Below are 24,944 nucleotides of genomic sequence, written 5' to 3'. Positions count from 1 at the left end.
TCTCCTACTAGCTTGATTAAGGTCTACAGCTCCACAACCGCTTTGATTACACCCGTTTCAGGACGAAGCCAGCTGTCATACCGCTCGATCATCTCATTGAAGTCCGCACGGTGAGTAATAAACGCCCGAGTGTCTATGGATCCTTGGCGAATACTATCGATCACTTGTACGAAGTCTTCACGAAGCGCATTCCGGCTGCCCATAATCGCCATCTCGCGCTTGTGGAAATCCGGATCGTGGAAGGTGATATCGGCTTTGACTAGCCCTACATATACGAGCCTGCCGCCATGAGACACATAATTCAGCGCTTGCTCCATCGATTTCACGTTGCCGGTTGCATCGAGAACGGTCGTCGGGAAGTCCCCTCCGGTGATGGCCTCCACTTCCTTTAACGGGTCGTTCTTCACATTCACGATATAGTCGGCAGGCACCCATGTTTTGCAAAATTGCAGCCGCTCTTCGTTGATATCCATGGCAATGACCTTCGCACCGGCCAGCTTGGCGAATTTCATCGTCCCGAGGCCAATGGGGCCCGCGCCGATCACGAGCACAAAGTCTCCCGGACGAATACCGGCAATTCGAATCGAGTGGGCCCCGATGCTGAAGCATTCGACGATGGCAGCCTGGTCGGGGGTCAGTCCTTCGGCGCGAATCAGATGCTCGATCGGCACCGTCATATATTCACGCATGCCTCCGTCTTGATGAACACCGATTACGCTCATCTTCGTGCAGCAATTGGTCTTCCCATTCCGGCATGCGATACACGACCCGCAGTGGATGTACGGGATGACGCTAACGAGGTCCCCAGCGGCGATCCCGAGGTCATTATCCGCAATCTCAGCGACGACGGCCGAAAGCTCATGTCCAAGCACCCGAGGATAGACGAAATAAGGCTGGTTTCCTTTGTAAGCGTGCAGATCCGTTCCGCAAATGCCGACCCGCACGATGCGGATAAGCGCCTCCCCCGGATCTGGAACGGGAACGTCGACCTCCTTCATCACCAATCGATTCGGTTCTTCGCAAACGATGCATTTCATTCTACACGCACCCCCATGTTGTATTCCGATTTTCCGCTGGGCCAAGACAAACGTTGAATCGGTTCCAATATACGGCGAACTTCTTGAATAACCTCGAAATCCTGCTCTTCGAGCGCATAGCCGATATTCGTCATTATGGTCTGCGGCTTGGAGGTACTTACCAGCGTCGTCGGGATGCCCTCATGGTTTACTGCAAATTGGATGGCAAGCTTGGGCAGTGGTACCCCAATAGATGAACAGTAATCGAATGCTTCCTTGCATGCTTGGCGAATGAGCGGCGTTGCCGGATGCCAGGCCGGCAGCTCATTGCCGGACAACAGTCCCATCGACAGGGGCGAAGCATTGACCAGTCCGGTTCCCTTTTCACTAAGCAGCGGCAGGAGCTCGAGCAGGGAATCATCATTAAGTGAATAATGGCAATACGATAAAATAACGTCGATCGGCTTTTGGGAAAGCACCGTTTGGAATATGGTTAGCGGCAGACCGGATATGCCCGTAAATCGGATCTTGCCTTGCTTCTTCAAATGCTCCAAGGCCGGGATCGCATCTTCGACAATCTGGTTCATGTCCCCAAACTCAATATCATGTAAGAAAAGAATATCGATATAATCCGTATGCAGGCGGGTCATGCTTTCTTCCACGCTTCGAATGATCCGGTCGTAGGAGAAATCAAACCGGTCAGCCCCATAACGGCCGGCCTTCGTGCTAAGAATGTATTGGTCTCTAGGTATATCCAGCAGTGCCTGGCCGAGTACCGTCTCCGCCTTCAATAAGCCGTAATAGGGAGAAACATCGATATAATTAATCCCCTGATTCACGGCTTCATGGACCGTGCGGATCCCTTCCTTGTCATCGGTTGGATGGAATACGGACCCCAGCGACGAGGCCCCAAAGCTTAATACCGACACGTCGAGTCCGGTTTTTCCGAGCTTTCGATAGTTCATGTTTACCCCTCGATTCTTAAGGATTGTCCCATTGGAAGGCTACGATTCTTGCTGGAGCACCGCTGCTCTCCCGAATTTTCACCGGAAGCGCCATGACATGCCAGTCGCCCTCAGCTAGCTCGGAATGCGACAAATAAAGCCCCTCGGCAATCCACATGCCGGCGCGAAGCAAAATCCTGTGGGTTTCTTCGTTCTCCGGACCCGTGCCGCCAATACTGAAATGATCGATGCCGATTCCCCGGATATTTCTGTCCACCAGGAACTGCGCCGCTTCGTTGGATAGATAAGGAGACTGGAAAATAAACTCCTTGGTCCAGGCCCGTTTTTCACCCCAGCCTGTATGTAAGAATACGACGGACTCATCAGTTAACAGCTCCGCATAAGGATGCAGATCGTCTACAGTCACAGGCTCGCTCGGCAATTTATTAGAAAGCTCTACCAAAACTAAACGGCCTTGAAATCGCTCCACGGGAAATTCGTCCAACGTCTTTCGAAAATCAGCCATATGAGCCGGCGCATCCATATGCGTTGCCGTATGCAGGTTCATGGTGATTTGCTCCACCGTCCAGCCGTCCCTCGGCCCTACCCGCAGATAGTCGATCCTGGGTGGATCAAATTCCGGCAGCACCGGGCAGTTGTGATAAACCTCCTGAGATAAGTCGATCATGGATTTTATCGTTACGGTCATGGACATAACACCCCGTCTCTTGTTATTATTATGTTACCGGTAACAAAATAGTATCATACAAGTTTCTTAACGGTCAACGGTCCCCGACTTGAAAACCTTTTGCCGTTGTCCCATTATGAAGGAATAGAGCTTGAAAGGATGTTTGGTGATGGTAACCATCTACGATATAGCCAAGAAGGCCAACGTCTCGCCGATGACGGTATCCCGCGTGATCAACAATTCGCCTTCCATCAAAGAATCGACGAGGTTGAAAGTGGAAGAGGCCATAAGAGAACTCGAATACATTCCGAACAAGCCGGCACGCAGTCTTACCTCGAAGGAGACCAAGCTCGTGTCGCTTGTTATTCCTGATATATCCAACCCATTCTTCACCAATATTGCGCGGGGGGCGGAAGATAAGGCGCTGCAGCTTGGATACCAGTTACTATTAGGGAACACGGACGAGAATAAGGAAAAAGAAGCCATGTACATCGATATGCTCATGTCTACTGGCGTAGACGGAGCCTTGATTGTACCGGCCAGCGACGATTCCGCCGCGAATATGAAGAAGCTTGCGAAACGGAGAACCCCCTTTGTCTATGTAGACCGAACTGTCGATTCGGTACCCGCCGATTCGGTTACAGGGGATAACTTGAACACGACCCGGCAGCTGGTTCAACACCTCATTGAGCTTGGTCACGAGCGCATCTGCTTGATTAATGGTCCCGGCTATTTGTCTAATGCGCGCGAACGGGCCCAGGCCTTCCGGGACACGTTGATATTGTCGGGTATTCAGCCGAATCCGGCTTATATGATCGAAACCCATTTCAAGCAGGACAACCTCGACGAGATCATCTCCAAATTCATTTCGCTCCAGCATGATGAGCGGCCCACGGCTATAGTTGCGGCCAATAACTTCATCGGAGTGAATGCGTTACGCGCCTTGCGTTCCCTAGGAATTCGAGTGCCGGAGGATATTTCCGTCACTTGCTTCGACGATCCGGATATAATACCGGACTACAACCCGTTCTTAACGATAGCGAAGCAGCCCGCCTACGACATGGGGTATATTGGTATGCAGCTCTTGATCGAACGGATTCAAAATGAAGCGCCAGCGACTACGCGGAGGATCGTCCTCCCCGCTGAGCTAAAGGTACGGGCCTCGACAGCGAGAAGATAGGCATGAGGCAGTTCCGATTTCGATATCTATTCGTAGTGGATGTGTGTTATAATTAGTACCAACTACTAATATTAAGTCACATGATCTGATAATATTTTATCGAAAGAGGTGCTGTTCATGATCAACGGAAGCTCTCTCCCCTTGCCTGACCGTCGCTATGCGTCCCGGCTGACCGCCATCGGCAGTCATGTGCCGGGACGAGTATTGACTAACGCCGATCTCGAAAGGCTGGTTGAAACTAGCGATGAATGGATCGTTCAACGAACCGGAATTCGGGAGCGGCGCATCGCCGCAGAATCGGAATTCACCAGCCATCTCGCCATACAAGCCGTTCATAATCTTGCGGAACGCTATGCGGCGGATCTCACCGACGTGGACTTGATCATCGTCAGCACAAGCACCCCTGACTTTTCCTTTCCTTCTACAGCTTGTCTGGTTCAGGAGCACTTCGGGATTGCTTCTCCCTTGGCTTTCGATCTGAGCGCAGCCTGCGCCGGCTTCGTATACGGTCTTCAGGTAGCCGACGGCATGATCGGCTCGGGCTTGTGCCGCAAGGCGCTGGTCATCGGCGCGGAGACCTTGTCCAAAATTACCGATTACACCGACCGCACGACCTGCATCCTGTTCGGCGATGCCGCGGGCGCTGTTCTGCTCGAAAGAGACGATAGGCCGGATGCCGGACCCGCCTTCCTCGCCTATACGGCTGGAAGCGACGGTTCTGGCGCACCGCATCTGTACCGCTCCCTGACGGTTCCCGCCCCGGACGGCACTGGGCTTCAGGCTGGCGGCAAGCTGGTGCAGAACGGACGGGAGGTGTATCGCTTTGCCGTGCAAACCGTCCCGCTCGGCGTCCAGGCGCTGCTGAAGCAAGCAGGCATGTCCATTGCCGAGATCGACTGGTTCATCCCCCATAGCGCTAATCTGCGGATCATCGAGTCGGTCTGCGACAAGCTGGGAATCCCGCTCGAGCGCACGCTTCACACGATCGAGCGGCTGGGCAATACGTCGGCCGCCACCATCCCGCTTGCCCTCGATCAGGGCGTCCGCGAAGGCTTGTTCCGCAGCGGCGACCGCGTGCTGCTGTTCGGCTTCGGCGGGGGTTACGTCCACGGCGGTCTGGTCATGAACTGGAAGGAGTTGCCCGCTCCAGGCGAATAAGCGCCCCTTACCCAGCGCAGCGCGTTAGACCGGATTCCTCCGCTCTTTGCCCTGGTACGTGCGAGTGCGAATAGGATGGCTGAGCCAAGGCTTGCCGGGAATGCCGCGCCTGATCTTACGCAGGCGGAGAAGACCGAGCCGCTCAGCCATCGCCCGCTGATAGCGGCTCAGCGCCTCCAGTTGGGCCAGCCACTCGCGCCCGGCCATATCTCTGCGCTCGCGGCTGCCCCCCTCCATCCGTTCGCCAGCCTTGGCGCTGCCGTCGCGTCCTTGTCTTGCGCCGGCTTCCATCAGCTCGGCCATGCTTTCCAGCATCCGGGCAAGCGCCCGCTGACTTCGCGCCAGAGAGACCAGCATATGGAGCTTAGCTCTGTTCTCTGCTTCTGTCCGGCTCATTTGGAATCGCTGCCTCCAAAGGAGAAGAAATCCCCCATATCGCCGCCGCTATCGTCCGTACCGCCTTCGCTTTCCTTCTCGCCGAGCAGGACGGACATGTTTTTGGCCAGCGCTCGCTCCAGCTTGGTCATGCCATCGATGACCTCGAGCAGTTGCTCGTGAACATCGATCGTTCCCTTCAATTGATCGCCGTGATTGTCATAGTGCTCGCCGCTCACATGCCCGCAGATCCACTGGCAGGAACGCTCCGCCTCCACGGCCTTCGCCTCCAGAATCAACGCGATATTATGTTGAAATTTCGCTGCGGCCATCAGCATCCGGTGATAGGCATCGGCTCTGCTCACTGCTCTTCCCTCATTCCTCGTTAATCTTACCGTGTTCCATCAGACCCCGGCCTACTCCTCGCCCGGCGGAATCTGAACCTCCTTCAGCACGAAAGTCAAATTATCGGCAAGCGCCTCCTCCAGATCGGCCAGGCTGCTCAAGTAACCTGCTATATTCTTCGTCACGTTCATCGCATTCTCAGTTAGCGCCTCCACGCCCTCGAAGCCGGGATACTGTGGCGGGATGTCATGGACGAGCTGAGCCATTCGAACGGCAACCTGGCGCTTTGCTTCCAAGATCCGGACCATTTCTTCTTGAGACGTCGCCATATGATGCATCATCATCGTGATTTGTTTATGCATGTCGTTCCCTCCTTGCCCCAGCAGCTTCCCCTACTTAGCAATGTATGCAGTCCCTTACTCCGGGAACCGGGCGGATGCCCAGTAACCGCTATATAAATGCTAGCGGATCGACCTGCCACTTGGCCCGGAACTTCTCCCGGTTAACCCGGATCAGCTCCTCCACCTGCCCTGCGTCCCTCTGCTTGAAGCTGGCGCCTCCATGATGATAGACAAATGCATCCCCGGCAATCAAAAGACGGTAACCCGCCAGACGAGCCCGGTAGCAGTAATCATCGTCCTCATAGTGCCCTGGCGAGAACTGCTCGTCTAACAGACCTACCCGCTCCAGCAGCTCGCGCTTGAACAGAAAGCAAAGCCCTACGACCCGCTCGGTCGCCCTCCACTTCGCCGGGTTCGGCACATTCATACGGGCCGCCGTCCTTCTAATCGTAGTGAGGGGCCCCGCTATCTGCTGCTTGCCGCTCGCAAAATTGGACATCGGACCGACGATCCCAATGTCCGGACTGCTGTGCAAACATCGCCGCATAGCTTTCATCGCTCCCTTTGTCAGCTGCGTGTCATTATTGAGCAGCAGCAGCTCATCGCCGGCGGCCAGCCGCAAGCCCAAGTTGCAAGCAACGGGAAATCCGCGGTTATCCGGCAAGGCGATCAACTTCGCGTCGTGGCGAATGGCTACGCTCAGCGATTGATCCATGGAGCCGTTATCGACCACAATGACCTCATACGGAGTAGAAACGTATTGATGGATGGACTTCAGACAGGGGTCCAGCAGCTCTGCCCCGTTATAGTTCGGTATGATGATACTCAGCAGCCGCATGCTCAGCAGCTCCTTCCGCCATGATTCGCTTGCGCTGCATATCGGGGAATCCCAGACGCGCTCCCGCCTGATCGGAAGCCAGCTTCAGCGCTTCGAGATGATCGCCGATAATCAGCATCGCTACGCGGTTCAGGCGGCCCCGATTGCCCTTGCGGCGTCTGTTGAGGCGGATCACATCCACACTGGCCGGAGCTCCGACGCGCAGCCCCTGCAGCAGGGCGGCAGCCTGCGCCTTGGGCGGCACCATCAGCAGATCGGGCCCGAGCGCATCTATAGCTGAGCGGGACAGCGCATGAGGAACGGCCGTTAACGAATTCGCTTTGAGGTCGCGACGGCCGAGGCTCAGGTTGAGGAATTGCTTGATTTGCGTCACCTGATCCCGATGGCGGAAGGAGCCGAGATAGGGGCTGATATCGTTAAGCGCCACGTCCATTCCCTGTGAGACCGCATATACGAAAGCAACAAGCCGTTCGGCACTTATCGGGATATCCCCGTCTAGAAAAAGTACAATATCCGCCTTCGTGTGCTTGGCGCCCACGGCGCGTCCCACATCGTGGCCAAGGGGCTGCGGGTAATGAAGCACCGTTGCCTCCGCATACTTGCTGGCCCGCTCATAGGTCCGATCCGTAGATCCATTGACCACAACGACCAGCTCATCCGCGCCGAGACGCGCGGCCTGCCTGATCGTCCTCCCGATGGTCCCCTCCTCGTTCATCGCGGTAATCACGATGGCGACCGATTGCTCCACAGGGATCAGCACCCAGTCGGGGACAGCCTCCTTGCGGCCTACGAAGAAGCCGTGCAAGTAACCCTCGCTCATCGCGCGATACTTGGCCCCGCTAGCCCCGATCTCTTGGCAGGAGCGAATCCGATGGGCCCAGCGCCGATTCAGAACGCCGTGCAGTCGCCCTGCCTCCTCCTCAACGCGGGTCAGAGCGTCCTCCCTTCCCATCGCATATCCAACCCGGAATGCCCGCGTCCCCCGCAAGTATACGGAGTTTCTCTGTGCGGTGGCTCCGCCAGGGCTTTCCTTGCCCGGGCCCGGCCTTCCGCGAGTTCGTTCGCTTCTGTTTGCGAATTTCATAAGGAATCACCTCACCGTTTCTCGTGCCCGCATCGCGTCCACATACCGCCCCCTGCTCCCCATCTGTCCCAGATACCAATGCAGCGCCTCCAGGTGGTCGCCGATAATCAGATGGCCGACCGAATCGACGCCCTGCCGGGAAATCCGTCTCCTCCGCCAGCGATTGATCCGGCCGATGGGGACCAGATGGACCGGTCGTACATTCAGACCGTGGTGGATGGCCATCGTCTGAGCAAGCGGAGGAACACTGAGCGACGGCACTCCGATGATATCCAATGCCCGGCGGCTGATCGCATGGGGGATTGTCGTCATGGAGGCGCCTTTAAGCTGCGGGCGGCCTATAGCCGTATTCATCACATGTTTAGCCAAGACGACGGGATGCGTCCACTTCCTTCTCAAAGGACCCAGGTAACGATTTAACGCGATATCTACCCCTCTCCCTACGGCCCGGATGTACGGCCTGAGCTCTCTGGCGGGAATCGGCGTATCTCCGTCCACGAACACCAGGATGTCCCCCGTCGCATGATGAGCCCCCACGCTCCGCCCCACATCGTGCCCCAGCGCCTCATCGTAAGCGTACACCTTGGCGCCCATCGCTTCGGCGATACGTCTGGAGCCGTCCGTGGAGCCATTGACGACGACAATAATTTCAACGCGGGAGGGCGATAGCTTGCGGGCTTCCCGGATAACCTTGGGGAGAGTCCGACGTTCGTTCTTGACGGGTATGATGACCGATATCCGAGCTGCGCGCGAAGGTGCGGTATTGGACCGGCGCACGGTTGTTCCCTTCGGCTGCTTACGTGATCGTCGCATCCTTGTACCCCCTTTTGAGTATGACATCACTCCTCATTCCAACGGCCGGTACTACCTATGGTATGCCGGTCCGGACAAGTGGCAAGGGCTGCTGCGGAAGCAGGCGAAAGTTAACGCCGCTTTGCCGTTCGTCGCTCTAACTGACGGTTTATCCGCCATGCCTGCTCGCATACGCATTCAGCAGCTGCCGGTATCGCCCTCTTACCATCGCGATTTCCTGTTCGATCACCGCGTGATGGCGCACCGTTCCCATCGCCGCATGCATGCGGTATTGAATGAGCGGGCTGTGAACATAGTGAAAATGAACATCATTCAGCATCAGCCTGATCCACATATCGTAGTCTTGCGTATAGGGAAGCCCCTCATCGAACAAACCGATGCCGATAAGCACATCCTTGCGGGCGACTACCGTACAGCCGTTGATCGGATTGGAATCGATCATGGCACGGATCAGAGCGCTGTAATGCGGGAAATGCGGGACGACATGCCGCTGAGTCACCCGGTTATAAGCATCGATCAGGTCAAAAGAAGAGAAGCTGATCTGCGCCCCCCGCTCAAGCATGAACGGGATCTGTGTCATCAGCTTATTCGGATAATACAGGTCATCCGAGCTGAGCCAGGCTATATATTCTCCAGACGCCATTCGAATCCCGTGATTAAGGGCGGATGCCGTCCCTCCGTTGGCCTTGCCCAGGTAGCAGATCCTCTTCTGAAACGGCTGGATGACATGGGCATGCAGGGTCGAGCCGTCATCGACCACAATAACCTCTATATTCGGATAGGTTTGAGCAAGCGCGCTGCCGATGGCCTGCCCGACGTAAGGATCGTTGTAGAATGGAATAACGATGGACACCTTAGGATACATGGCGCTCACTCCCTCTATGGATTACGACCGGTCCGATGCCGGTGATAGGTCATAATATCCGCAACGGATTGCTCCAAAGCGATGGCCGGCTCCCAGCCCAGCGCGCGCATCGGCCTGACATCTACGGCGGAGGGCCTGATGTCTCCCTCTTCATCGCCCCTTCCGGCTTCCGTAAGCCGGACCGGCGGGAACTCGGCAGCTTCGGCAGAGAAACCGATTCGCCACGAAACCTGGGCCTTCGCCACCCTCTCGAACTGCGAGGCAATGTCGCCCAGCGTTCGGAGCCGGCCCGAGCCGACCGGATACGAGCATCCCGGCACTCCATGCTCCAGTATCAGGCCGTAAGCGCGCACCGCATCGCGCACGTCGACAAAATCCCGGGCCTCCTCGAGCGAAGACAGGCGAAAGGGGTTGCTTTTGCCGGCCCTCTCCCACTCGGCTACATGAGCTCCTATTAGGCCGCACAGACCGCTCGAGGCGCCGGGGCCGATCAGGTTGGACGGCTGCGCGATACAGACGGGCAAGCCGAACAGAGCTCCCCACGCCGAGGACGTCAAGGTTTGCAGCGTTTTGCTGAGCGAATACGGATGGGGCGGGCACGGTGTCTCGTCATCGCGAAGGCGGCAGCCCAGCATGGAGCCGACGATCAGCGCCCGGCAATCTGTCAGTCCAAGCAGCCGGAGCCCATCCAGCAGATAGAGCGTCGACATCATATTGAGCTGCACATACGTGAGCGGCTGCTGCCAGGACCCGCCGACGTCATTCCGTCCCGCAAGATGCAGCAGCCTGCCCGGCCGCTCTTGCTCGAGCAGCTTCAGGACGGCTGCCTGATCGGTCAGATCAACTACCCTTTCCCGGATCATGCCGCTCCCGCTTGCGGATGCTTCGGCAGCGATGGATGCCGTAGCCCCCCGCTTGCGCAGAACAGCCGTCACCTCATAACCGATCCCGGCCAGATGAGCGCAGGCGTGCAGGCCGGTGAAACCCGAGGCTCCGGTCACGATCACCTTGCCCCGGCTCATGGGTGCATGCGCATCCATTCGTACAACTCGCTCAGCATCGTCTCGTAATCCGGCACCTCGTAATCCAGATCCTTACGCGTGCTAAGCAGGGTACGGTCTAGGACGGTCGCATCATCTGGACGAATGCCCGTCACTTCCGGATTCCCGAAGGTTCGCAAGAAGAGCTCCAGAAGCTGATGCTTACTGATGGCCTTGGGGGCCGTCAAATGCACAACCCCGCTCAAGCTGCTTCCGCGCTCCAGCGCATGCGAGATAAACTTCGCGAGCTCCAGCGTAGTTACCCCGTTCCACCGCACATGAACGAAGCCCTTCACCTCTCCCGTTTGCCGAAGAAACCAGTGCAGCAGACCGATCCCGCATTCACGAATCTCCGGTCCGACTATCGAGGTGCGGATCGTCAGGTGCGGGGAGCTTTTCACCTCTCCCAGCGCTTTGGTAAGGGCGTACACGGATTGCCCGTTGGGCACGTGGCGCTCCACATAGCTTCCACGATCGCCATGAAACACACAATCCGTGCTCAACTGAATGAGTCTCGCGCCCAGACCCTCCGAGAGCCGGGCAAGCTTATGGGGCAGCAGGCCGTTCACCTCATAAGCCTTGACTTCCTGCTGACGAGCCGCATCGTTCAGTATCCCCGCCAAATTGACGATCACATCCGGCCTGATCAGCTCGACCGCATGCGATACCCGCTCCCAATTGGATAGCTCCACATACAGGCGCGCTCCGGGAAGAGGAGTCAACAGCCTTGCTTCTTCGCCGGAACCGGCGCGCACCGTGTAGAACAGCTCATGGTCAGATGTCTCCGCCAGAAAACGGAGAAGCAGGTGTCCCGCCATGCCATGGCCCCCGACGACCAATAGTTTCATCGCAGAAAACCGCCCTTTTTCAGCATTTCATAAATGTCCTCTTTGCTCATCAGGGAGAAAGCAGAGGAATATTCATCCCCTCCCACCTTACGGCAGCCCTCATAGGCTTGCTTGAGTCCCGGAATGTCCAGAGGCGGCAGCACCACCACATAATCCTGGTCAAAGACGACCGTCGTTTGCGCTTCATATTCGGAATAAAGGATCTCGTGCAGCTTTTCGCCCGGCCGGACGCCAAGCTCTACAAACCCGAGGTCAGGCACGCCCATGTGCTCGGCCAGCACCTCGGCCAGGTCGACGATTTTGCAGGTGGGCATTTTCATAATGAAAATTTCTCCGCCCTTTCCCTTGGCCGTAGCCTTGAGCAGCAAAGAAACCGCCTCCTCGACCGTAAGGAAAAATCGCGTCATTTCTTTATGGGTAATCCCTACCTGGCCCTTCTCGGCAATCTGCTGCATGAACAAATGAACGACGCTTCCGTTCGTGCCGAGTACGTTGCCCCCCCGAACGCAGACGAACTTGGTTTCGGAATGCAGCAGATTCGCATAAATAATCAGCTTCTCCCCGATCGCCTTGGTCATGCCGTAGAAGTTGGACGGATTGGCCGCCTTATCGGTCGAAATGTTAATGACCTTCTTCACCTTGTTCTCGATGGAAGCCTCGATAATGTTCTGCGTGCCCAGTACATTGGTCTTGAGCGCCTCGTAGGGCTGATCCTCGCAGACCGGCACATGCTTCAGGGCGGCCAGGTGAAACACGTAATCTACACCCCGGGTAGCTGCCAGCAGCGCCTCCTTGTCTCGAATGTCTCCGATGCAGAACTGCAGCCGGGGGTTATCGAACTCGCGCTTCATCGTCACCTGAGTGGTTTCGCTTCTGGAGAACACGATCACCGACCTCGGCTCATAGACGATCAGCTGGGAAACCAGCTCGCGTCCCCAGGACCCGGTTCCCCCGGTTACCAAAATCGTGCTGTCTTTAAACATGCTGCTTTCCTCCCAACACATATTTGACCACCTTCGCCGACACGTCACGATCCATATAGCCCTCGGGAAAGCTCCAGTCCTTCGGCATGCGGCCCATCAGCCGCACGGCATCGGCGATTTGTCCGGCTGTAAGACCGGCAACTACGTTGCTGCCGCAATCGACAGTCTCCGGCCGTTCCGTCGTAAGACGCATCGTCACAGCCGGAACCCGCAGTAAGCAGCACTCCTCCTGGACCGTTCCGCTGTCGGTCAGGACGCATAGCGCATCCCGTTCCAGGCGGACAAAATCGAAAAAACCGAAGGGCTCATGGAATTCGACCAGCGGATGAGGCTCATAGTTCTCAAGAGCTGCGATGCGGGAACGCGTGCGCGGATGGATGCTGCAGATGACGCGACGGTTATCGCGCGAGGCAATCGTATTGAGCGCCAGCAAGATCTGCAGCAGATGCTCGGCGACGTCCACATTCTCCGCGCGGTGCGCTGTCGCGAGATAGTAATCCTGGGGCGATAGCCGGAGCTTCTCGAGAACGGGGCTGGAGTCGATGCTGGAGGCATACGCCTGAAGCACCTCATAAATAGGATTGCCGGTCATGACAATACGTTCGGGGGGAAAGCCCTCCCTCAGCAAATTCTGCTTGCTTTGAGGGGTATAGGGCAGATTGATCGTGGATACGGCATCAATGATTTTTCGGTTCTTCTCTTCCGGCACCCTTAGGTCGAAGCAGCGGTTGCCAGCCTCCATGTGCATCACCGGGATGCCCATCCTTTCCGCCAGAATGGCGCACAGCGCACTGTTGGTATCCCCCAGCAGCAGCACCTTATCCGGCTTTTCCCGCTCCAGAATGTCCGCCACCTCGCTGAACATCAATGACAGCTGCGCGCCGAGAGCGGTGCTGCGGTGCTTCAGCACATAATCAGGCAATCGAAGGTTCATCTCCTCGAAGAAAACGTCGCTTAGACGGTGCGAAAAGTTTTGTCCCGTATGCACCAGCACATGGCGGTCGGCCAGATCATCCAGCTTCCGGATGATCAGACTGAGCCGGATAATCTCGGGCCTCGTGCCCAGAATCGTAACGATCCTCATCCCCATCCTCCTTCTTCACATCGTGAAACGCCGAGCATTACTCATTCATCCGACCCTGGACCGTTCATGGACGCGGCTCCGCTACCCGACGTCCCGTTTTTCCTCGGGCGGCGGAGCCAGCCGTCCGGCGTTTGCTCTTGTCCGGACGTCCCTGCTTCGCCTGATGCTTTCCACCTGCCGGGCGGCGAGTGCTCGCCCGGCGTTTGCCCCGCGACTTGCCAGGCTTGCCGGCCTCCTTCTGATTGGGAAGGGCCTGCAGCGGCTCGCCAAGCGGCAGTCGCTCAAGCTCCTCGTCCGGCAGCTCGACGACGCGCTCCGGTCGGTATCCCCTTTGGCGAAGAGCCAACTGGGAGGTGAATAACTGCCTTCGCCCGTGAGCGAGCAGAAATACCCCCGGCCCCGAGCCTTTGGCAAGCAGTGTGGACGGTCGATTGTCCGCCGACGGCGGGCGATGCCGGATCACAGGTCCGTTCGGCAGCGCATATAGCAGCTTATCGGGGACAACCTTCACCTCGCGCCAGGTATACCGGTAGAACCGCATCGTTTCTCCCGTTGCGAAGAGCCGCTTCCCCCCCGCCTCCAGCAGGAAAACGGCTGTGCTTCTCCTGCCTTTATATAATCTGCCCGGTTCGAGTCTGGGCCCCGGGGAATACAGCTGCTCCGCATGTCTCTGCCGGATACGGTGACGAAAGCGGTGGAGTAGGGGCTGCAGCCGTCGCCGATAGGCTTGAATGCCGTAAGCGGCTTCGATCGAAGCACGGTTGGCTTCACCGGATTCCTCCAGTCCGGCGGCTCCGGTATCGAGCAGGGCGATCACGCGATCGGCCAGCCCTGCTGCATCGCCCTTATCGACAAGACCCGATCCGTTGCCGACTGTCGTCATAATCTCTTCGAGACCGCCTGAGCGGTAGGCCACGACGCTGGCGCCGAATAGCAAGCCCTCGGCGGCGGTAAGCCCGAATCCCTCGTCGATCAGGCTGGGAACTACGACGATATCCAGAGCGGGGTACAGCGTATGGATCCGGGGCTCAAAGCCCCTCCAATGAAATCTTGCCCCTCGACCGGACGCCTTGATCATCTCCGTACAGCGGGCAAAATACGCTTCATCCGTCACTTTGCCGACGATCAGAAACCGGCTTTTGGGCCGCCACATGGCTACTTGCAGAGCCATTGTTACGAAATGCTCCAGCCCCTTCTCCTCATGCAGGCTGGATGCGATAAAGCCGATCAGCCTCTCCTGCTCGCGAATCCCGAGCTCCAGCCTTCTCAGCTCGCGATACCGGGGCCATTCGTCCTGGCGAAGCTCCTCTAGCAGCCAGGACGGGGGAAGTAAATAGGTCTTCGCTCCTGCAGCGGGAGAATGAGCCCGGATCGGCCTAAGCGTCGTCTCCGATATCCCGATGATCCAATCGGCATAGCGGTTCAGCAGCTCGACAGCTTGCCGGGACCAGGCGTTTTCTGTTATTTTCTCTGTTATAAACCAGGCTACAGGCAGCCCGAGCTCGTGGGCCGCAGCGGCCGGCAATGCGTTCAGACACGTATTAACGACGACCAGATCGGGCTGGTGCATATGAAGCAGATTAATGATCCCTTCGTGTTCCCCGCGCTCCAGCCTGGCCTCCACATCCTGTCCCAGGCTCGAGACGGGACGAAACATCTGCCAGATGAGCGGAACGGTTTGAATGACCGTACGGATACCGGCCGCATTCGCTTCCCGGGAGAGCAGGCCCGCCTCGGGGACGACCAGCGTACAGTCGCCATGCCGCCCCAGCTCCCTTGCCAGGAGCAGCAAGTATTTCTCAGCGCCTGTAATCATCTGACTTCCGCAAACATGCGAGAATAGCATGATTTTCATAGGAACCGCCTGATGTCCCCCCGCCCTGAAGCGGTCGACACGACGTTCACCTCCGCCATAAAGTACAAAGCTTGCTTCAGGAAATTCAACATAGCGCCGATACACAGTTCATAGTTCCCAGGTCCATACAATATATTAGCGGGACAACTGTAACGGCACGTCATTTAACCCCCGTCCATTCGTACAATTTGCTAGACAAGCCGTCTGTTCTCACCCGCTTCGGCAGACGGTCTGCTCCGCTCCGCGGCATGACAAAGAGACCGGGCCTAGATCTGCCCGGTCTGACTAAAGCTAACTGTTCATCTGTCTTACACGAGCTGTGCATACCTGCCCTCGGCACCTGATCGTGCCGCCAGCCGGTTAGCCCTGCGCCTGCCCGTCCTTTAATCCCTGCTCCATCCCGGCACTGAAGCCTTCGTTGTAAGCCTGGTTGAACGCTTCATTATAGGCCCGCGAATACGTCCGTCCTCTAAGGCTGCGCCGCCTACGAGCAAGGGGACGGCGGCGGCGGGAGAGCAAGGTCCGCCTGCCCTTACGTCGCTTGACGGGCCTCCGTAACGCCCGCTTTGCTCTAGGCCTTCGCAGCACATGCGGTTTCCGCCTTCTTCCTTTGCCTATGGCACGGGAGTTACGTTTGGCCCGCACGCTGCGTACTTTACGCTTTTTCATACCCGGCACCTCCTTCAAGCATGCGCATCTCTACAGCGTATGCAGGAAGAAAGCCCGGCGCCCGGGTCGATTCGCCCATTTTATCCGAACAGCAGCTTTAGCATCTGGGCGAGCCGATGCGAGTAGGTGTGCTCGGACATCGTGCGACGCAGCGCATTGAGGGCGATGGCCCTTCGCTCTTCCTCATGATTCAGGTAGAATTCGATCTTTTCTTTCAATTCTTCCGGGGAGGCATAGGTGACGATTTCGTGGTCCGGCGTATAGAATCGGTAAAGATCATTGCGGATATCGGTCAGCTGCAAGGTGCCGCAGCCGGCAATTTCGAACGTACGCGGATTGGGAGAAACAGCCCCGACCAACCGACTGTTGTTGTTAAAGCTCTCGTCATCGACGGAGCGGTGAAGATTGATCGAGATGTTCATCCCGTTATAATAAGCCGCCGTCTCTCCGGCGTCCATCCATTTATTCAGGTCAATTTTCTTTCTAAGCAGTCCATAATGCTTGAGCCGATCCCACCATATCCCCGAAATATACGTATGGCGTTTCGCAAGAAACGGAGCGACCTGATCGAAGAAGCGGGCGCGGTTCCAAAAAGCGGAGCCGATAAAACCGATATCGTAACGATATTGGAGCGGAACCGGCTTAGGGCGGAACACATTCGGATTAGCCCCTAAGGGCAGATAATGAGCCTGCGCATGACCATGCTGACGGTATAGGGTCACGCATTCCAGCTCAAGCGTGAACACCGTATCGTAGTGCATGACAAGCGGCAGCGTAATGTCGGTATAGTATGGATCGTCCGTCAGCCAGATCGCGGTACGAATGCCGAGAGAGCGAATCGCGTCGATCCGTTCGACGGGCAGATTCAAGCCATCCAAGATGAGGACGTAATCCGGCTTGATCCGATCGGCCGTAGCCACGATGTCCTGAGCGGGCGTCAGCACGATAAGCTCTCTTACCAGTTCGCGCAGCGCCTCAATAACGGAAGTATCGAGCGGCGAATAGGGCAAGCCCTTGCCCGAGCTGACATACAGGATGCGCACATCCCACCATCCTTGCGCACGGGCCGGCATTTGCCTCATCACGGCCTCACAGCGGCCGTAGTCATAACCGTAGCGGCGGCCCAGCCGCAAGCCTCGCTCCCGTCCTTGGGTCCGGGCCATAGCGGCGCTTGATATGCGTTTTGGCACCGTTTTTACTGGCATCCCTCTTCCTCCTCTTTGTGTTTAAGACCCGTACCCAAGCAGCCCAAGCAGCTGGTCGATCCGGCTGACAAAGGAATGCTCCTGTACTGTCCGTCGCAATCCGTTGAGTGCGATCGTTCGCCGGATCTCATCATGCGTTAAATAATGGTTGATCTTGGCGATCAGCTCCTCGGGACTGCCGAAGATATCCAGCTCTTGACCGGGCGTGTAGTAGCGGGGCAAATCCTCCCTCAGATCCGTCAGCTGCAGGGTACCGCAAGCGGAAATCTCATACGTTCGCGGATTGATCGACAAGGCCGGTATGCGCCGTGCGTTCTTATTGTCCGTGTCATGATCATATCCGCGGTGGAGATTAATCACCAGCTTGGCGCCGCTGTAGTAGAGCACGGACTCCTCGACCGGAATCCAGCCGGAACGAACGAAGCGCTGGACCATCCGGTAGTTGGACATGCGTTCCCACAGCCCCCCGCCGATAAAGACGCGTCTGCCCCGCAGATAAGGAGCGATTCGATCGAAGAAGCGGACGCGGTTCCAGAAGGCCATACCGATAAAGCAAATATCGCTGCGGTAAGCCAGCGGCACCCTCTTCGGCCGGAAGAGCCCGGTGTCGGCGGCCAGCGGCAGATAGTACACATTCGAGCAGCCGGCCTGCTCATAGAAGGGCACACAGCTCTGCTCGTGGGTGATGACCGTGTCATAGCGCAGCGCGATGTCGGCCGTATCATTCGTAAAGTAGGGATCGTCGGCAAACCAGATGACGGTTCGTATGCCCATGCTGCGAATCCGGTCCACCTGCTCCAGATGATCCGCGGGAAACACATGAAGGCCGTTCATGACGATCATGATGTCCGGTCTATGCAGCCCTGCCAGCTCTTCCATCCTCTCGGGCGTCCCGACCACCAGCTCCCTGACGTGGCACCCAAGACCGCCCGCCACGCCATGATCGAGCGCTTGAAATCCTTGGGGGATGAATAATACTTTCAGATTGCGGCGGCTTCCGGGACCCGGTGGCACGGCGCGCGCCCGGACCGCTTCGCAGCGGCCGAAGTGGTACCCGTGCTCATAACCGACCGCACGTCCTTGCCTCAATCCGGCCAACCTGCCTCGCTTGACTGCGCGTACACGCCGCTTTTTAGCCAGCAACTCTCATCCTCTCCCTAACGGAATTTGGTGGACCAATCGAACCCGATAGCGGGGTCATCGTAAGCAATCCTGTATTCGTCAGGCTGCTGCGGGTCATAAGCCATATTGGTAAAATAGACGATGGTCGCCGGCGTTGGGCCAAGCACCCGGTAACCGTGGGCAACGCCCCGGGGGATGAACAGCAGATACGCTTGATCCTCCCCCATATAATGTACCTCCGTGCGACCTAGGCTTGGCGAATGCTCCCTCTTGTCATAAAGAACGACCTGAGCATGACCCGACGGAAAAAACCAGATATCATCCTGAAGCTTATGATAGTGAAAGGCCTTGATCACTCCTGGGTAGGACAACGATATAGATGCCTGGCCGAAGCTGCCGAATATCGCATCATCCTGTCTCAATATCTCCATGAAATACCCGCGGTCATCGCTATGCTTCACCAACGGCTTCCTCTCGACGCCCTCAATTACACTCATCGAACAGATCCTCCTTGAGCGCCATACGGCGCATAATCGTAGCGGATAAAATGCTCGAGCGCCGACTTCCAGTCCCGCAGTCGCGGAAGTCCCGCCTGTCGTAAAGCCTGATCGTCCAGCGCCGAGTTCATAGGCCTCGGCGCCGGCAGGGCGATGGCCTCCGAGCGCACCCGCCGCAGCCTGACTTCCTGGCAGCCTGCCGCCGCAAGGATGGCCTCGGCGAACTCATACCGGGAACAGAAGCCCTGATTCGCCACATGATAGGTGCCATAAGCGTTCGTCTCCAGCAGACGCCCGATACAGGCGGCCAAATCTACGGTATAGGTAGGCGAGCCGTATTGATCGTCTACGACGGTCAGCTCCCGCTTCTCTCGGGCCGCCGCCATTATTTTGGTTACGAAGTTGCTGCCGTCTCTGCCGTACAGCCAAGAAGTCCTTACGATGTAATGGCTGGCGCTCAGCTCACGGGTCAGCTGCTCGCCCGCCAGCTTTGATCGTCCGTATACCCCCAGCGGGTGGACGGAGTCCGTCTCCCTGTACGGAACGCCCTTCCTTCCGTCGAACACATAGTCCGTGCTGACGTAAACGATAGGAGCCCCGATCAGCTCCGCACCCATCGCGGCGTGTCCGGCTCCGACCGCATTGACCCGGAATGCCGTCTCCGGATCGGACTCCGCCTCATCCACCTTAGTATAAGCGGCCGCGTAGATGACGGCATCGGGGACGATAGACGCCATGCATGCTCGCATCGCTTCCCCATCTGTCACATCCAGCTGCTGCCGGGTAAAGGCATAACAGGTATGTGCAGGCTCCAGCACGCGAACCAGATCGCGTCCCAGCTGTCCTCCAGCTCCGGTAATAAGCAGCCTCATGTCCGATCCTCTCCCGGCAGCCCGCTGTTCCACCATAGCGGATGATCGGCGTACCAAGCGACGGTTTGCTTCATGCCCAGCTCGAAGGTATAGCCCGGCGTCCAGCCCAGCTCCCTCATGATCTTGGCCGCATCAATCGCATACCGGCGGTCATGTCCTGGACGGTCGGGCACGAAGCGGATTAAGGAATCCGGCTTGCCGAGCTCGGCAAGCACGGCGCGGACGACTTCCAGATTGGTACGCTCATTATTCCCACCGATATTGTACACTTCGCCCGGCTTTCCAAGACTTACAGCCAGCTCGATCGCAGCGCAATGATCCTCTACATGCAGCCAATCCCGCACATTGCCGCCATCCCCGTAGACCGGAATGGTCTCATCCCGCAGCGCCCGCGTAATGATAGTCGGCACCAGCTTCTCGGGATGCTGGTAAGGGCCGTAGTTATTCGAGCAGCGGGTGATCACCACAGGGAAGCCGAACGTTTCGTAATAGGCGCGGGCCAGCAAATCCGAACCCGCCTTGCTGGCGGAATAGGGACTGTTCGGAGCAAGCGGAGTCGTTTCGGTAAAGTACCCTCCGCTGTCAAGGGAGCCGTACACCTCGTCCGTCGACACATGTACGAATTTGCCGACGCAGCTGCGCCTCGCTTCCTCCAGCAAGCATTGGGTGCCGAGCACGTTCGTACGAACAAAGATCTGAGGATCGGCGATGCTGCGATCGACATGCGATTCTGCGGCAAAATGTACGACCGCATCGAAGCGCTCTTCTGCGAACAACTCGGCGATCAAGCCCCTGTCCGAAATATCCCCGTGCACAAATCTGAAGTTAGGCAGACTGGAGACGGCTGCGACATTCTCCGGATTCCCCGCATACGTAAGAGCATCAAGAGCGACGATCCGGTCGCTTGGGTGCCGTTTCATCCGATACAGCACGAAATTGCTGCCGATAAATCCCATAGCGCCCGTTACAAGCCAAGTTGCCATCACGACTCCTCCCCTAACAGACGGATGCCGGCTTCCAGCAGGGACCGGTGCGTACCGGCATCGATCCACCAGCCCTCCACCACGCTGTAGGCAAGAAGTCCTTGCGAGGCATAGGCGTTGTTGACGTCCGTAATCTCCAGCTCGCCGCGTTCGGAGGGCTGGAGCGTGCGAATAATATCGAATACCGTGGAGTCATATAAATACGCGCCTGTAACGGCATAGCCAGAGGGCGGCTGTTCGGGCTTCTCCACAATTCGGGTGATCCGCCCGGCAGCCAGCTCGGCCACCCCGTATCTGCAGGGGTCCTCCACCTGCTTCAGAAAAACATGCGCACCCTGGCCGCTTATCGCGAACGCCTGCACCGCTTCTCGCAGCGTGTCCTGGAATAAATTATCGCCGAGCAGCACCATCAGCTTGTCGCCCGGGTGCACGAATGCCTCGGCCAGACCAAGTGCCTGGGCGATTCCCCCAGCTTCCTCCTGTATGCCAAAGCGAACCTGCAGCCCCCATGACTGGCCGCTCCCGATATAATCGGCGTACAGGCCGGCTGACTGCTTGCCGATGATGAGGAGCACCTGCTCGATACCGGCCTCTACCATCTGCATCATAGCGTAATGGATCATAGGGTATTTGCCGACCGGCAGCAAATGCTTATTGACGATACTTGTGAGCGGACGCAGCCGGGTGCCCGTGCCGCCCGCCAGTATAATCCCCTTCATTTGCGTGTCTCCCTTCCCATTCGGGATGTGTTCTACCAAGAGTCATGCTGGTATGATATGCACCCTACCTACATGTCTAGTGGACGAATACCATGAACCTGATAAAATTGGCTCTCGCCCTCGCCAGCCGGGCCTAAACCAATCCGGCACCGGAGACATAGGATAGGGAAGCGCAGCGCAAAACGGTTCCAGGAGAGGAAGAGACGCACGTGATAAAGGCTATAGTGACGGGAGGAGCCGGCTTTATCGGCTCCCATTTGGTTGACGCCCTGGCGGACTCGGGTGCGGAGGTCCATGTCCTCGATAATTTGTGCACGGGACATTCAAGCTATGTAAACAAGCAGGCGACTCTGCACCGGCACGCAGTGGAAAGCCTGGAAGCCAAAGAGCTGATTGTCCGCCTTCGGCCCGACGTGATCTTCCATCTGGCGGCCCAGGCGGATGTGCAGCAATCCTTGAAGACGCCAGCCTACGACGCCCAGGTCAACGTGCTCGGCACACTGAACATGCTGGAGGCGTGCCGGGAAGGCGGCGTCCGCAAGCTTGTGTTCGCTTCCACCTCAGGCGTGTACGGCGACCTGCAGAAGGAGCGGATCGAGGAAGACGATCCGGTCGCGCCGATCTCGTTCTATGCGCTCTCCAAGCTGGCCGGCGAGTTGTACATCCGCCTGTTCCACCGCTTGTTCGGATTGTCCTATACCATTCTCCGTTACGGCAATGTGTACGGCCCCCGCCAGCAAGCCAAGGGCGAGGGAGGCGTGGTCGCTCTGTTTACCGACAAGCTTCGTCTGAACCAACCTTTACGCATATACGGAGATGGCGAACAGACCCGCGACTTCATCTTTGTTAAAGATGTCGTCCGGGCCAATATGGCTTGTATCGGGCAAGGCGATCAGCAGACGTTTCATGTCGGCACCGGCCGGCCTGTGACCGTGAACACACTGGTCCGGGAGCTTGAGCGGCTGAGCGGGACCTCCCTCGCCGTCACTTATGACCCTCCCCGTCCAGGAGATATCCGGCACAGCTGTCTGGATAACCGCAAGATCATCGGCACATTATCGTGGCAGCCCTCCTATGACATCGCGTCCGGCCTGCGCGAGACTTATGATTACGTGAAAAGCGACGTGTAGATTGCGCAATTACCGCCTCTTCACCCGAAGGACGAAGCGGACCTCACAGCTGCTCCCGCCTATCTCAAGGCAATGCCCTTGAACAGATGCTGCCAATAAGGATCGCTCCTATAATTCCACAGCTCCGCCGAAGGAATCTCCACTACGCAGACATCGTCGATCCCCCAGTCACACTCAACTAGGCCCGTCACTTCGGAATAATTGACGACCAGCAGGGTGAAATCGTGCGCCACGATCCCGCGAAGAATCGTTTGCAGCTGAAGGACCTCTTCGTAGGTGCCAAGCAGCCGAATGAATAAAGTGCGCCTGCTTGTAGAAGCTTTGTCATAGAAACGGGTAATCCGACGATTCAGCTTTTCCTTGAATTCATCGTAGGTCGCCAGATGATGCTCCGTATTTTTGGATAGCGGAAAATCATGTACGGACACTACATTGTTGCGCTCATCCTTAACCATATAATTTTTGTAGCCCGCTGAAACCACCCTCAGATCGGGCAGCTCCATAAAAGGGTCAAATCGCGACAGCAGCAGCCGGTTCACATCGGAAAGCGTATCCGACATCATCCAATCCAGTACTCCGGCAAAGGGACGAAGCCCGTTCTTTTCCAATTGAATGGCGGGCATGCAATTTTGTCCCAAGCTGAAAATCGCATCGTATGGGCCCGAAAGCTCCGAAACCTTCATCGCTCGTTCCTCCTACCCTTGTTATCCTGTCCCTAATACAGGTAATGCACGAGCGGTTAGGAAGGATTGGACCTGAGCAGCGCATCGGCGTAAATTGGGGCGCATGTCCAATCCAACCGTCACGATTTTTCATATACTAGGGAAAAATGGAAGTGTTGGAGGGATCTACGCCCATGGCTCTGTTCTACCTCTCATCGGATATTCACATGCCGATTGACTCCCGTTACGTCGAGTCCTTCAATCTGTACGTTCAGAATTTCGGGAACAGGAGTTTTGATTTGCTCGTGCAAGCCTCTCAGCCCGCTCAACCCGCTCAACCGCTGCTTCTCCGCCTTCAACGCATCCAACCAGTCGGCTTATTCGGTTCCACCTTTTCAGTCTTCCATAACCACAACGGATACCAGCCGTTTTATGTGCAAATTGCGACTAATATCCGCAACAAAGACTCGATCGGCATCCTGTTTGAGCTGCTTCAGGGGGAACATGTCATCGCCCGTATCACGCATGAGTATGCCGGGCTGAACAAGCTCGAGTAGTATCGGCATGCTGGAGCATTTGCCTATCATAACCATAGAAGGAGCGATGCCGCATGTCCTCGATTACCGTAATCAGCAGGGTTGACGCTAGCAGCAGCCCCTTGCCTTTGAAGGCTGGGGATGCAGAGCTTCTGCTCACCTCCGTTGTATTGACCGGGCTGCAGCCATGTCAGCGAGTCGCCGTTGAGGCGACCGTGGTCTGGGAGAATGCTGTACCCAACCTGGATATTGGCGAGCTTGAGCTGACCATCAGGGATACCGGGATACACGGCGAACAACTGGCCGATACGCAAGAATCATGCTACTTGAGCGTTGCTTCCGAGCTTTACTTCGAAGAGAGAACGGGTTCCGAACCGACCCGCGTCTATGCGCTGACGGTCCGTTCCTCAGATGAGCGGGCGATCATTGTCGGACCCGTTGTCCTGAAAGCGACGGTTTTTATCGAAAATTAGCCGCTCGTCCCCTCACGATTGTCCGTTTCCAAGCCGTCTCCTTTTGCATGTACTAATAGTGCAAGACAACCTATTACCAAAAGGAGTGGTATCTTTGGCTACATTAATTGATTATCAATCGAATGATGCGCTGCTTGGAGAAGGCTCCCTTCCCTTCGCTCTGACGACGGGTACGGAAGTGCCGCTTGCTGTCATCAATCTTTCGAGCAGCAACTTGACGGATCGGCTTGTATTTGCGGGAACGGTGTCCTGGCAGCCCGGTCTGGCTCTGCTGACTCCCTTGCTGCCTACGCTCACATTCCGTATCCGGCAGGGAGGCTTCGCTCCGAATTCGCCAGTTATCTATCAGACCGGCGATTCGGCTTTTCTCGGGACAGGCATTCTTATCCCACTGATCTCCAATCCGGTAACGACTTCCTTCGAGCACACGCTGAATCCTGAAGAAACAGGCCCTCAGGTTTATTATCTGACCGTTAGCCTCGGCAACATAGGCAGCGCTTCGATCACCGGTCCCGTTCACTTCAGAGGCATGACGATCAGTTCTTAAGATCGGCAAAGAATCGTCAGGAGAAGGAGAACTCCTCCTCCTGACATAGAGCAACAGAACGAGCCCAATTTC

29 protein-coding genes are annotated in these 24,944 nt (G+C 57.0%); 6 read left to right on the top strand and 23 right to left on the bottom strand.

Going from position 1 to position 24,944, the window contains the following annotated elements; translation table 11 throughout:
• Positions 1-23: 23 nt before the first annotated feature.
• The 3 genes from GSF01_RS00670 to GSF01_RS00660 are packed head-to-tail and all read right to left on the bottom strand — an operon-like array spanning position 24 to position 2,669.
• The gene (locus tag GSF01_RS00670) at positions 24-1,037 is read right to left on the bottom strand and encodes a zinc-binding alcohol dehydrogenase family protein (RefSeq protein ID WP_159881087.1); all 1,014 of its coding nucleotides are present in this window, start codon (positions 1,035-1,037) and stop codon (positions 24-26) included.
• Positions 1,034-1,981 (bottom strand): aldo/keto reductase, encoded by a 948-nt coding sequence (locus GSF01_RS00665; protein ID WP_159881086.1) that lies wholly within the window; start codon positions 1,979-1,981, stop codon positions 1,034-1,036. Before GSF01_RS00665 ends, GSF01_RS00670 begins: the two co-directional genes overlap by 4 nt.
• 16 nt (positions 1,982-1,997) lie before the next feature.
• Positions 1,998-2,669 carry a cyclase family protein gene (locus GSF01_RS00660; RefSeq protein WP_159881085.1) on the bottom strand — a complete coding sequence of 224 codons (672 nt, stop codon included), beginning with the start codon at positions 2,667-2,669 and terminating at the stop codon, positions 1,998-2,000.
• Positions 2,670-2,817: 148 nt separating this feature from the next.
• Between GSF01_RS00660 and GSF01_RS00655 the strand changes: the two genes are divergently transcribed.
• Complete coding sequence (locus GSF01_RS00655; RefSeq protein ID WP_159881084.1) at positions 2,818-3,828, top strand: LacI family DNA-binding transcriptional regulator; 1,011 nt, start codon at positions 2,818-2,820, stop codon at positions 3,826-3,828.
• A gap of 117 nt (positions 3,829-3,945) precedes the next feature.
• Complete coding sequence (locus GSF01_RS00650) at positions 3,946-4,986, top strand: ketoacyl-ACP synthase III (RefSeq protein ID WP_159881083.1); 1,041 nt, start codon at positions 3,946-3,948, stop codon at positions 4,984-4,986.
• Positions 4,987-5,010: 24 nt separating this feature from the next.
• On the opposite strand, the gene GSF01_RS00645 is transcribed toward GSF01_RS00650, so the two are convergent.
• From GSF01_RS00645 to GSF01_RS00555, 19 genes are all read right to left on the bottom strand, one after another.
• Positions 5,011-5,382 (bottom strand): hypothetical protein, encoded by a 372-nt coding sequence (locus GSF01_RS00645; RefSeq protein ID WP_159881082.1) that lies wholly within the window; start codon positions 5,380-5,382, stop codon positions 5,011-5,013.
• Complete coding sequence (locus GSF01_RS00640) at positions 5,379-5,726, bottom strand: hypothetical protein (RefSeq protein ID WP_159881081.1); 348 nt, start codon at positions 5,724-5,726, stop codon at positions 5,379-5,381. Before GSF01_RS00640 ends, GSF01_RS00645 begins: the two co-directional genes overlap by 4 nt.
• 51 nt (positions 5,727-5,777) lie before the next feature.
• Positions 5,778-6,068 (bottom strand): nucleoside-diphosphate sugar epimerase, encoded by a 291-nt coding sequence (locus tag GSF01_RS00635; RefSeq protein WP_159881080.1) that lies wholly within the window; start codon positions 6,066-6,068, stop codon positions 5,778-5,780.
• A gap of 88 nt (positions 6,069-6,156) precedes the next feature.
• On the bottom strand, positions 6,157-6,885 hold the full coding sequence (locus GSF01_RS00630) for a glycosyltransferase family 2 protein (RefSeq protein ID WP_159881079.1): 729 nt from the start codon (positions 6,883-6,885) through the stop codon (positions 6,157-6,159).
• The gene (locus tag GSF01_RS00625; protein WP_235941194.1) at positions 6,851-7,969 is read right to left on the bottom strand and encodes a glycosyltransferase family 2 protein; all 1,119 of its coding nucleotides are present in this window, start codon (positions 7,967-7,969) and stop codon (positions 6,851-6,853) included. Before GSF01_RS00625 ends, GSF01_RS00630 begins: the two co-directional genes overlap by 35 nt.
• 6 nt (positions 7,970-7,975) lie before the next feature.
• The gene (locus tag GSF01_RS00620) at positions 7,976-8,782 is read right to left on the bottom strand and encodes a glycosyltransferase family 2 protein (protein ID WP_159881078.1); all 807 of its coding nucleotides are present in this window, start codon (positions 8,780-8,782) and stop codon (positions 7,976-7,978) included.
• Positions 8,783-8,930: 148 nt separating this feature from the next.
• Positions 8,931-9,647: a glycosyltransferase gene (locus GSF01_RS00615; RefSeq protein ID WP_159881077.1), complete on the bottom strand. Its 717-nt coding sequence runs from the start codon at positions 9,645-9,647 to the stop codon at positions 8,931-8,933.
• A 14-nt stretch (positions 9,648-9,661) separates the two neighbouring features.
• Positions 9,662-10,669 carry an NAD-dependent epimerase/dehydratase family protein gene (locus GSF01_RS00610; protein ID WP_159881076.1) on the bottom strand — a complete coding sequence of 336 codons (1,008 nt, stop codon included), beginning with the start codon at positions 10,667-10,669 and terminating at the stop codon, positions 9,662-9,664.
• Complete coding sequence (locus GSF01_RS00605) at positions 10,666-11,535, bottom strand: SDR family oxidoreductase (RefSeq protein WP_159881075.1); 870 nt, start codon at positions 11,533-11,535, stop codon at positions 10,666-10,668. Before GSF01_RS00605 ends, GSF01_RS00610 begins: the two co-directional genes overlap by 4 nt.
• A complete protein-coding gene (locus tag GSF01_RS00600; protein WP_159881074.1) occupies positions 11,532-12,518 on the bottom strand; it encodes a polysaccharide biosynthesis protein in 987 nt (328 codons plus the stop codon). Before GSF01_RS00600 ends, GSF01_RS00605 begins: the two co-directional genes overlap by 4 nt.
• Complete coding sequence (gene wecB / locus GSF01_RS00595; protein WP_159881073.1) at positions 12,511-13,602, bottom strand: non-hydrolyzing UDP-N-acetylglucosamine 2-epimerase; 1,092 nt, start codon at positions 13,600-13,602, stop codon at positions 12,511-12,513. The genes GSF01_RS00600 and wecB overlap by 8 nt, the downstream gene beginning before the upstream one ends.
• Positions 13,603-13,666: 64 nt before the next feature.
• Positions 13,667-15,457: a glycosyltransferase family 4 protein gene (locus tag GSF01_RS00590; protein ID WP_159881072.1), complete on the bottom strand. Its 1,791-nt coding sequence runs from the start codon at positions 15,455-15,457 to the stop codon at positions 13,667-13,669.
• Between the two features lie 360 nt (positions 15,458-15,817).
• Complete coding sequence (locus GSF01_RS00585) at positions 15,818-16,126, bottom strand: hypothetical protein (protein ID WP_159881071.1); 309 nt, start codon at positions 16,124-16,126, stop codon at positions 15,818-15,820.
• 80 nt (positions 16,127-16,206) lie between these two features.
• Positions 16,207-17,331: a CgeB family protein gene (locus GSF01_RS00580; protein ID WP_159881070.1), complete on the bottom strand. Its 1,125-nt coding sequence runs from the start codon at positions 17,329-17,331 to the stop codon at positions 16,207-16,209.
• A gap of 21 nt (positions 17,332-17,352) precedes the next feature.
• Entirely contained in the window at positions 17,353-18,474 is a 1,122-nt protein-coding gene (locus GSF01_RS00575) for a CgeB family protein (protein WP_159881069.1), read from the bottom strand.
• Positions 18,475-18,488: 14 nt separating this feature from the next.
• Positions 18,489-18,950, bottom strand: a complete 462-nt coding sequence (locus tag GSF01_RS00570; protein WP_159881068.1) for a dTDP-4-dehydrorhamnose 3,5-epimerase family protein — start codon at positions 18,948-18,950, stop codon at positions 18,489-18,491.
• Positions 18,947-19,822 (bottom strand): dTDP-4-dehydrorhamnose reductase, encoded by an 876-nt coding sequence (rfbD, locus tag GSF01_RS00565; RefSeq protein ID WP_159881067.1) that lies wholly within the window; start codon positions 19,820-19,822, stop codon positions 18,947-18,949. Before rfbD ends, GSF01_RS00570 begins: the two co-directional genes overlap by 4 nt.
• The gene (gene rfbB / locus GSF01_RS00560; RefSeq protein WP_159881066.1) at positions 19,819-20,805 is read right to left on the bottom strand and encodes a dTDP-glucose 4,6-dehydratase; all 987 of its coding nucleotides are present in this window, start codon (positions 20,803-20,805) and stop codon (positions 19,819-19,821) included. The genes rfbD and rfbB overlap by 4 nt, the downstream gene beginning before the upstream one ends.
• Positions 20,805-21,524: a sugar phosphate nucleotidyltransferase gene (locus GSF01_RS00555; RefSeq protein WP_159881065.1), complete on the bottom strand. Its 720-nt coding sequence runs from the start codon at positions 21,522-21,524 to the stop codon at positions 20,805-20,807. Before GSF01_RS00555 ends, rfbB begins: the two co-directional genes overlap by 1 nt.
• A gap of 212 nt (positions 21,525-21,736) precedes the next feature.
• Here GSF01_RS00555 and GSF01_RS00550 point away from each other — a divergent pair, with 212 nt between their 5' ends.
• Positions 21,737-22,654 carry an NAD-dependent epimerase/dehydratase family protein gene (locus tag GSF01_RS00550; protein WP_159881293.1) on the top strand — a complete coding sequence of 306 codons (918 nt, stop codon included), beginning with the start codon at positions 21,737-21,739 and terminating at the stop codon, positions 22,652-22,654.
• Between the two features lie 59 nt (positions 22,655-22,713).
• On the opposite strand, the gene GSF01_RS00545 is transcribed toward GSF01_RS00550, so the two are convergent.
• A complete protein-coding gene (locus GSF01_RS00545) occupies positions 22,714-23,337 on the bottom strand; it encodes a DUF1796 family putative cysteine peptidase (RefSeq protein ID WP_159881064.1) in 624 nt (207 codons plus the stop codon).
• Positions 23,338-23,510: 173 nt separating this feature from the next.
• On the opposite strand from GSF01_RS00545, the gene GSF01_RS00540 reads away from it, so the two are divergent.
• The 3 genes from GSF01_RS00540 to GSF01_RS00530 all read left to right on the top strand — a co-directional run bounded on the left by GSF01_RS00540 (position 23,511) and on the right by GSF01_RS00530 (position 24,872).
• Positions 23,511-23,873 (top strand): hypothetical protein, encoded by a 363-nt coding sequence (locus GSF01_RS00540; protein ID WP_159881063.1) that lies wholly within the window; start codon positions 23,511-23,513, stop codon positions 23,871-23,873.
• A gap of 53 nt (positions 23,874-23,926) precedes the next feature.
• A complete protein-coding gene (locus GSF01_RS00535) occupies positions 23,927-24,325 on the top strand; it encodes a hypothetical protein (protein WP_159881062.1) in 399 nt (132 codons plus the stop codon).
• Positions 24,326-24,419: 94 nt separating this feature from the next.
• Positions 24,420-24,872, top strand: a complete 453-nt coding sequence (locus GSF01_RS00530; RefSeq protein WP_159881061.1) for a hypothetical protein — start codon at positions 24,420-24,422, stop codon at positions 24,870-24,872.
• Positions 24,873-24,944 lie beyond the last annotated feature (72 nt).

The sequence above is a fragment of the Paenibacillus puerhi genome (assembly GCF_009846885.1).
Classification (GTDB): Bacteria; Bacillota; Bacilli; order Paenibacillales; family NBRC-103111; genus Paenibacillus_G; species Paenibacillus_G puerhi.
The sequence above is the reverse complement of the archived record's forward strand: the minus strand, read 5'-3'. Positions and strand labels throughout refer to the sequence as shown.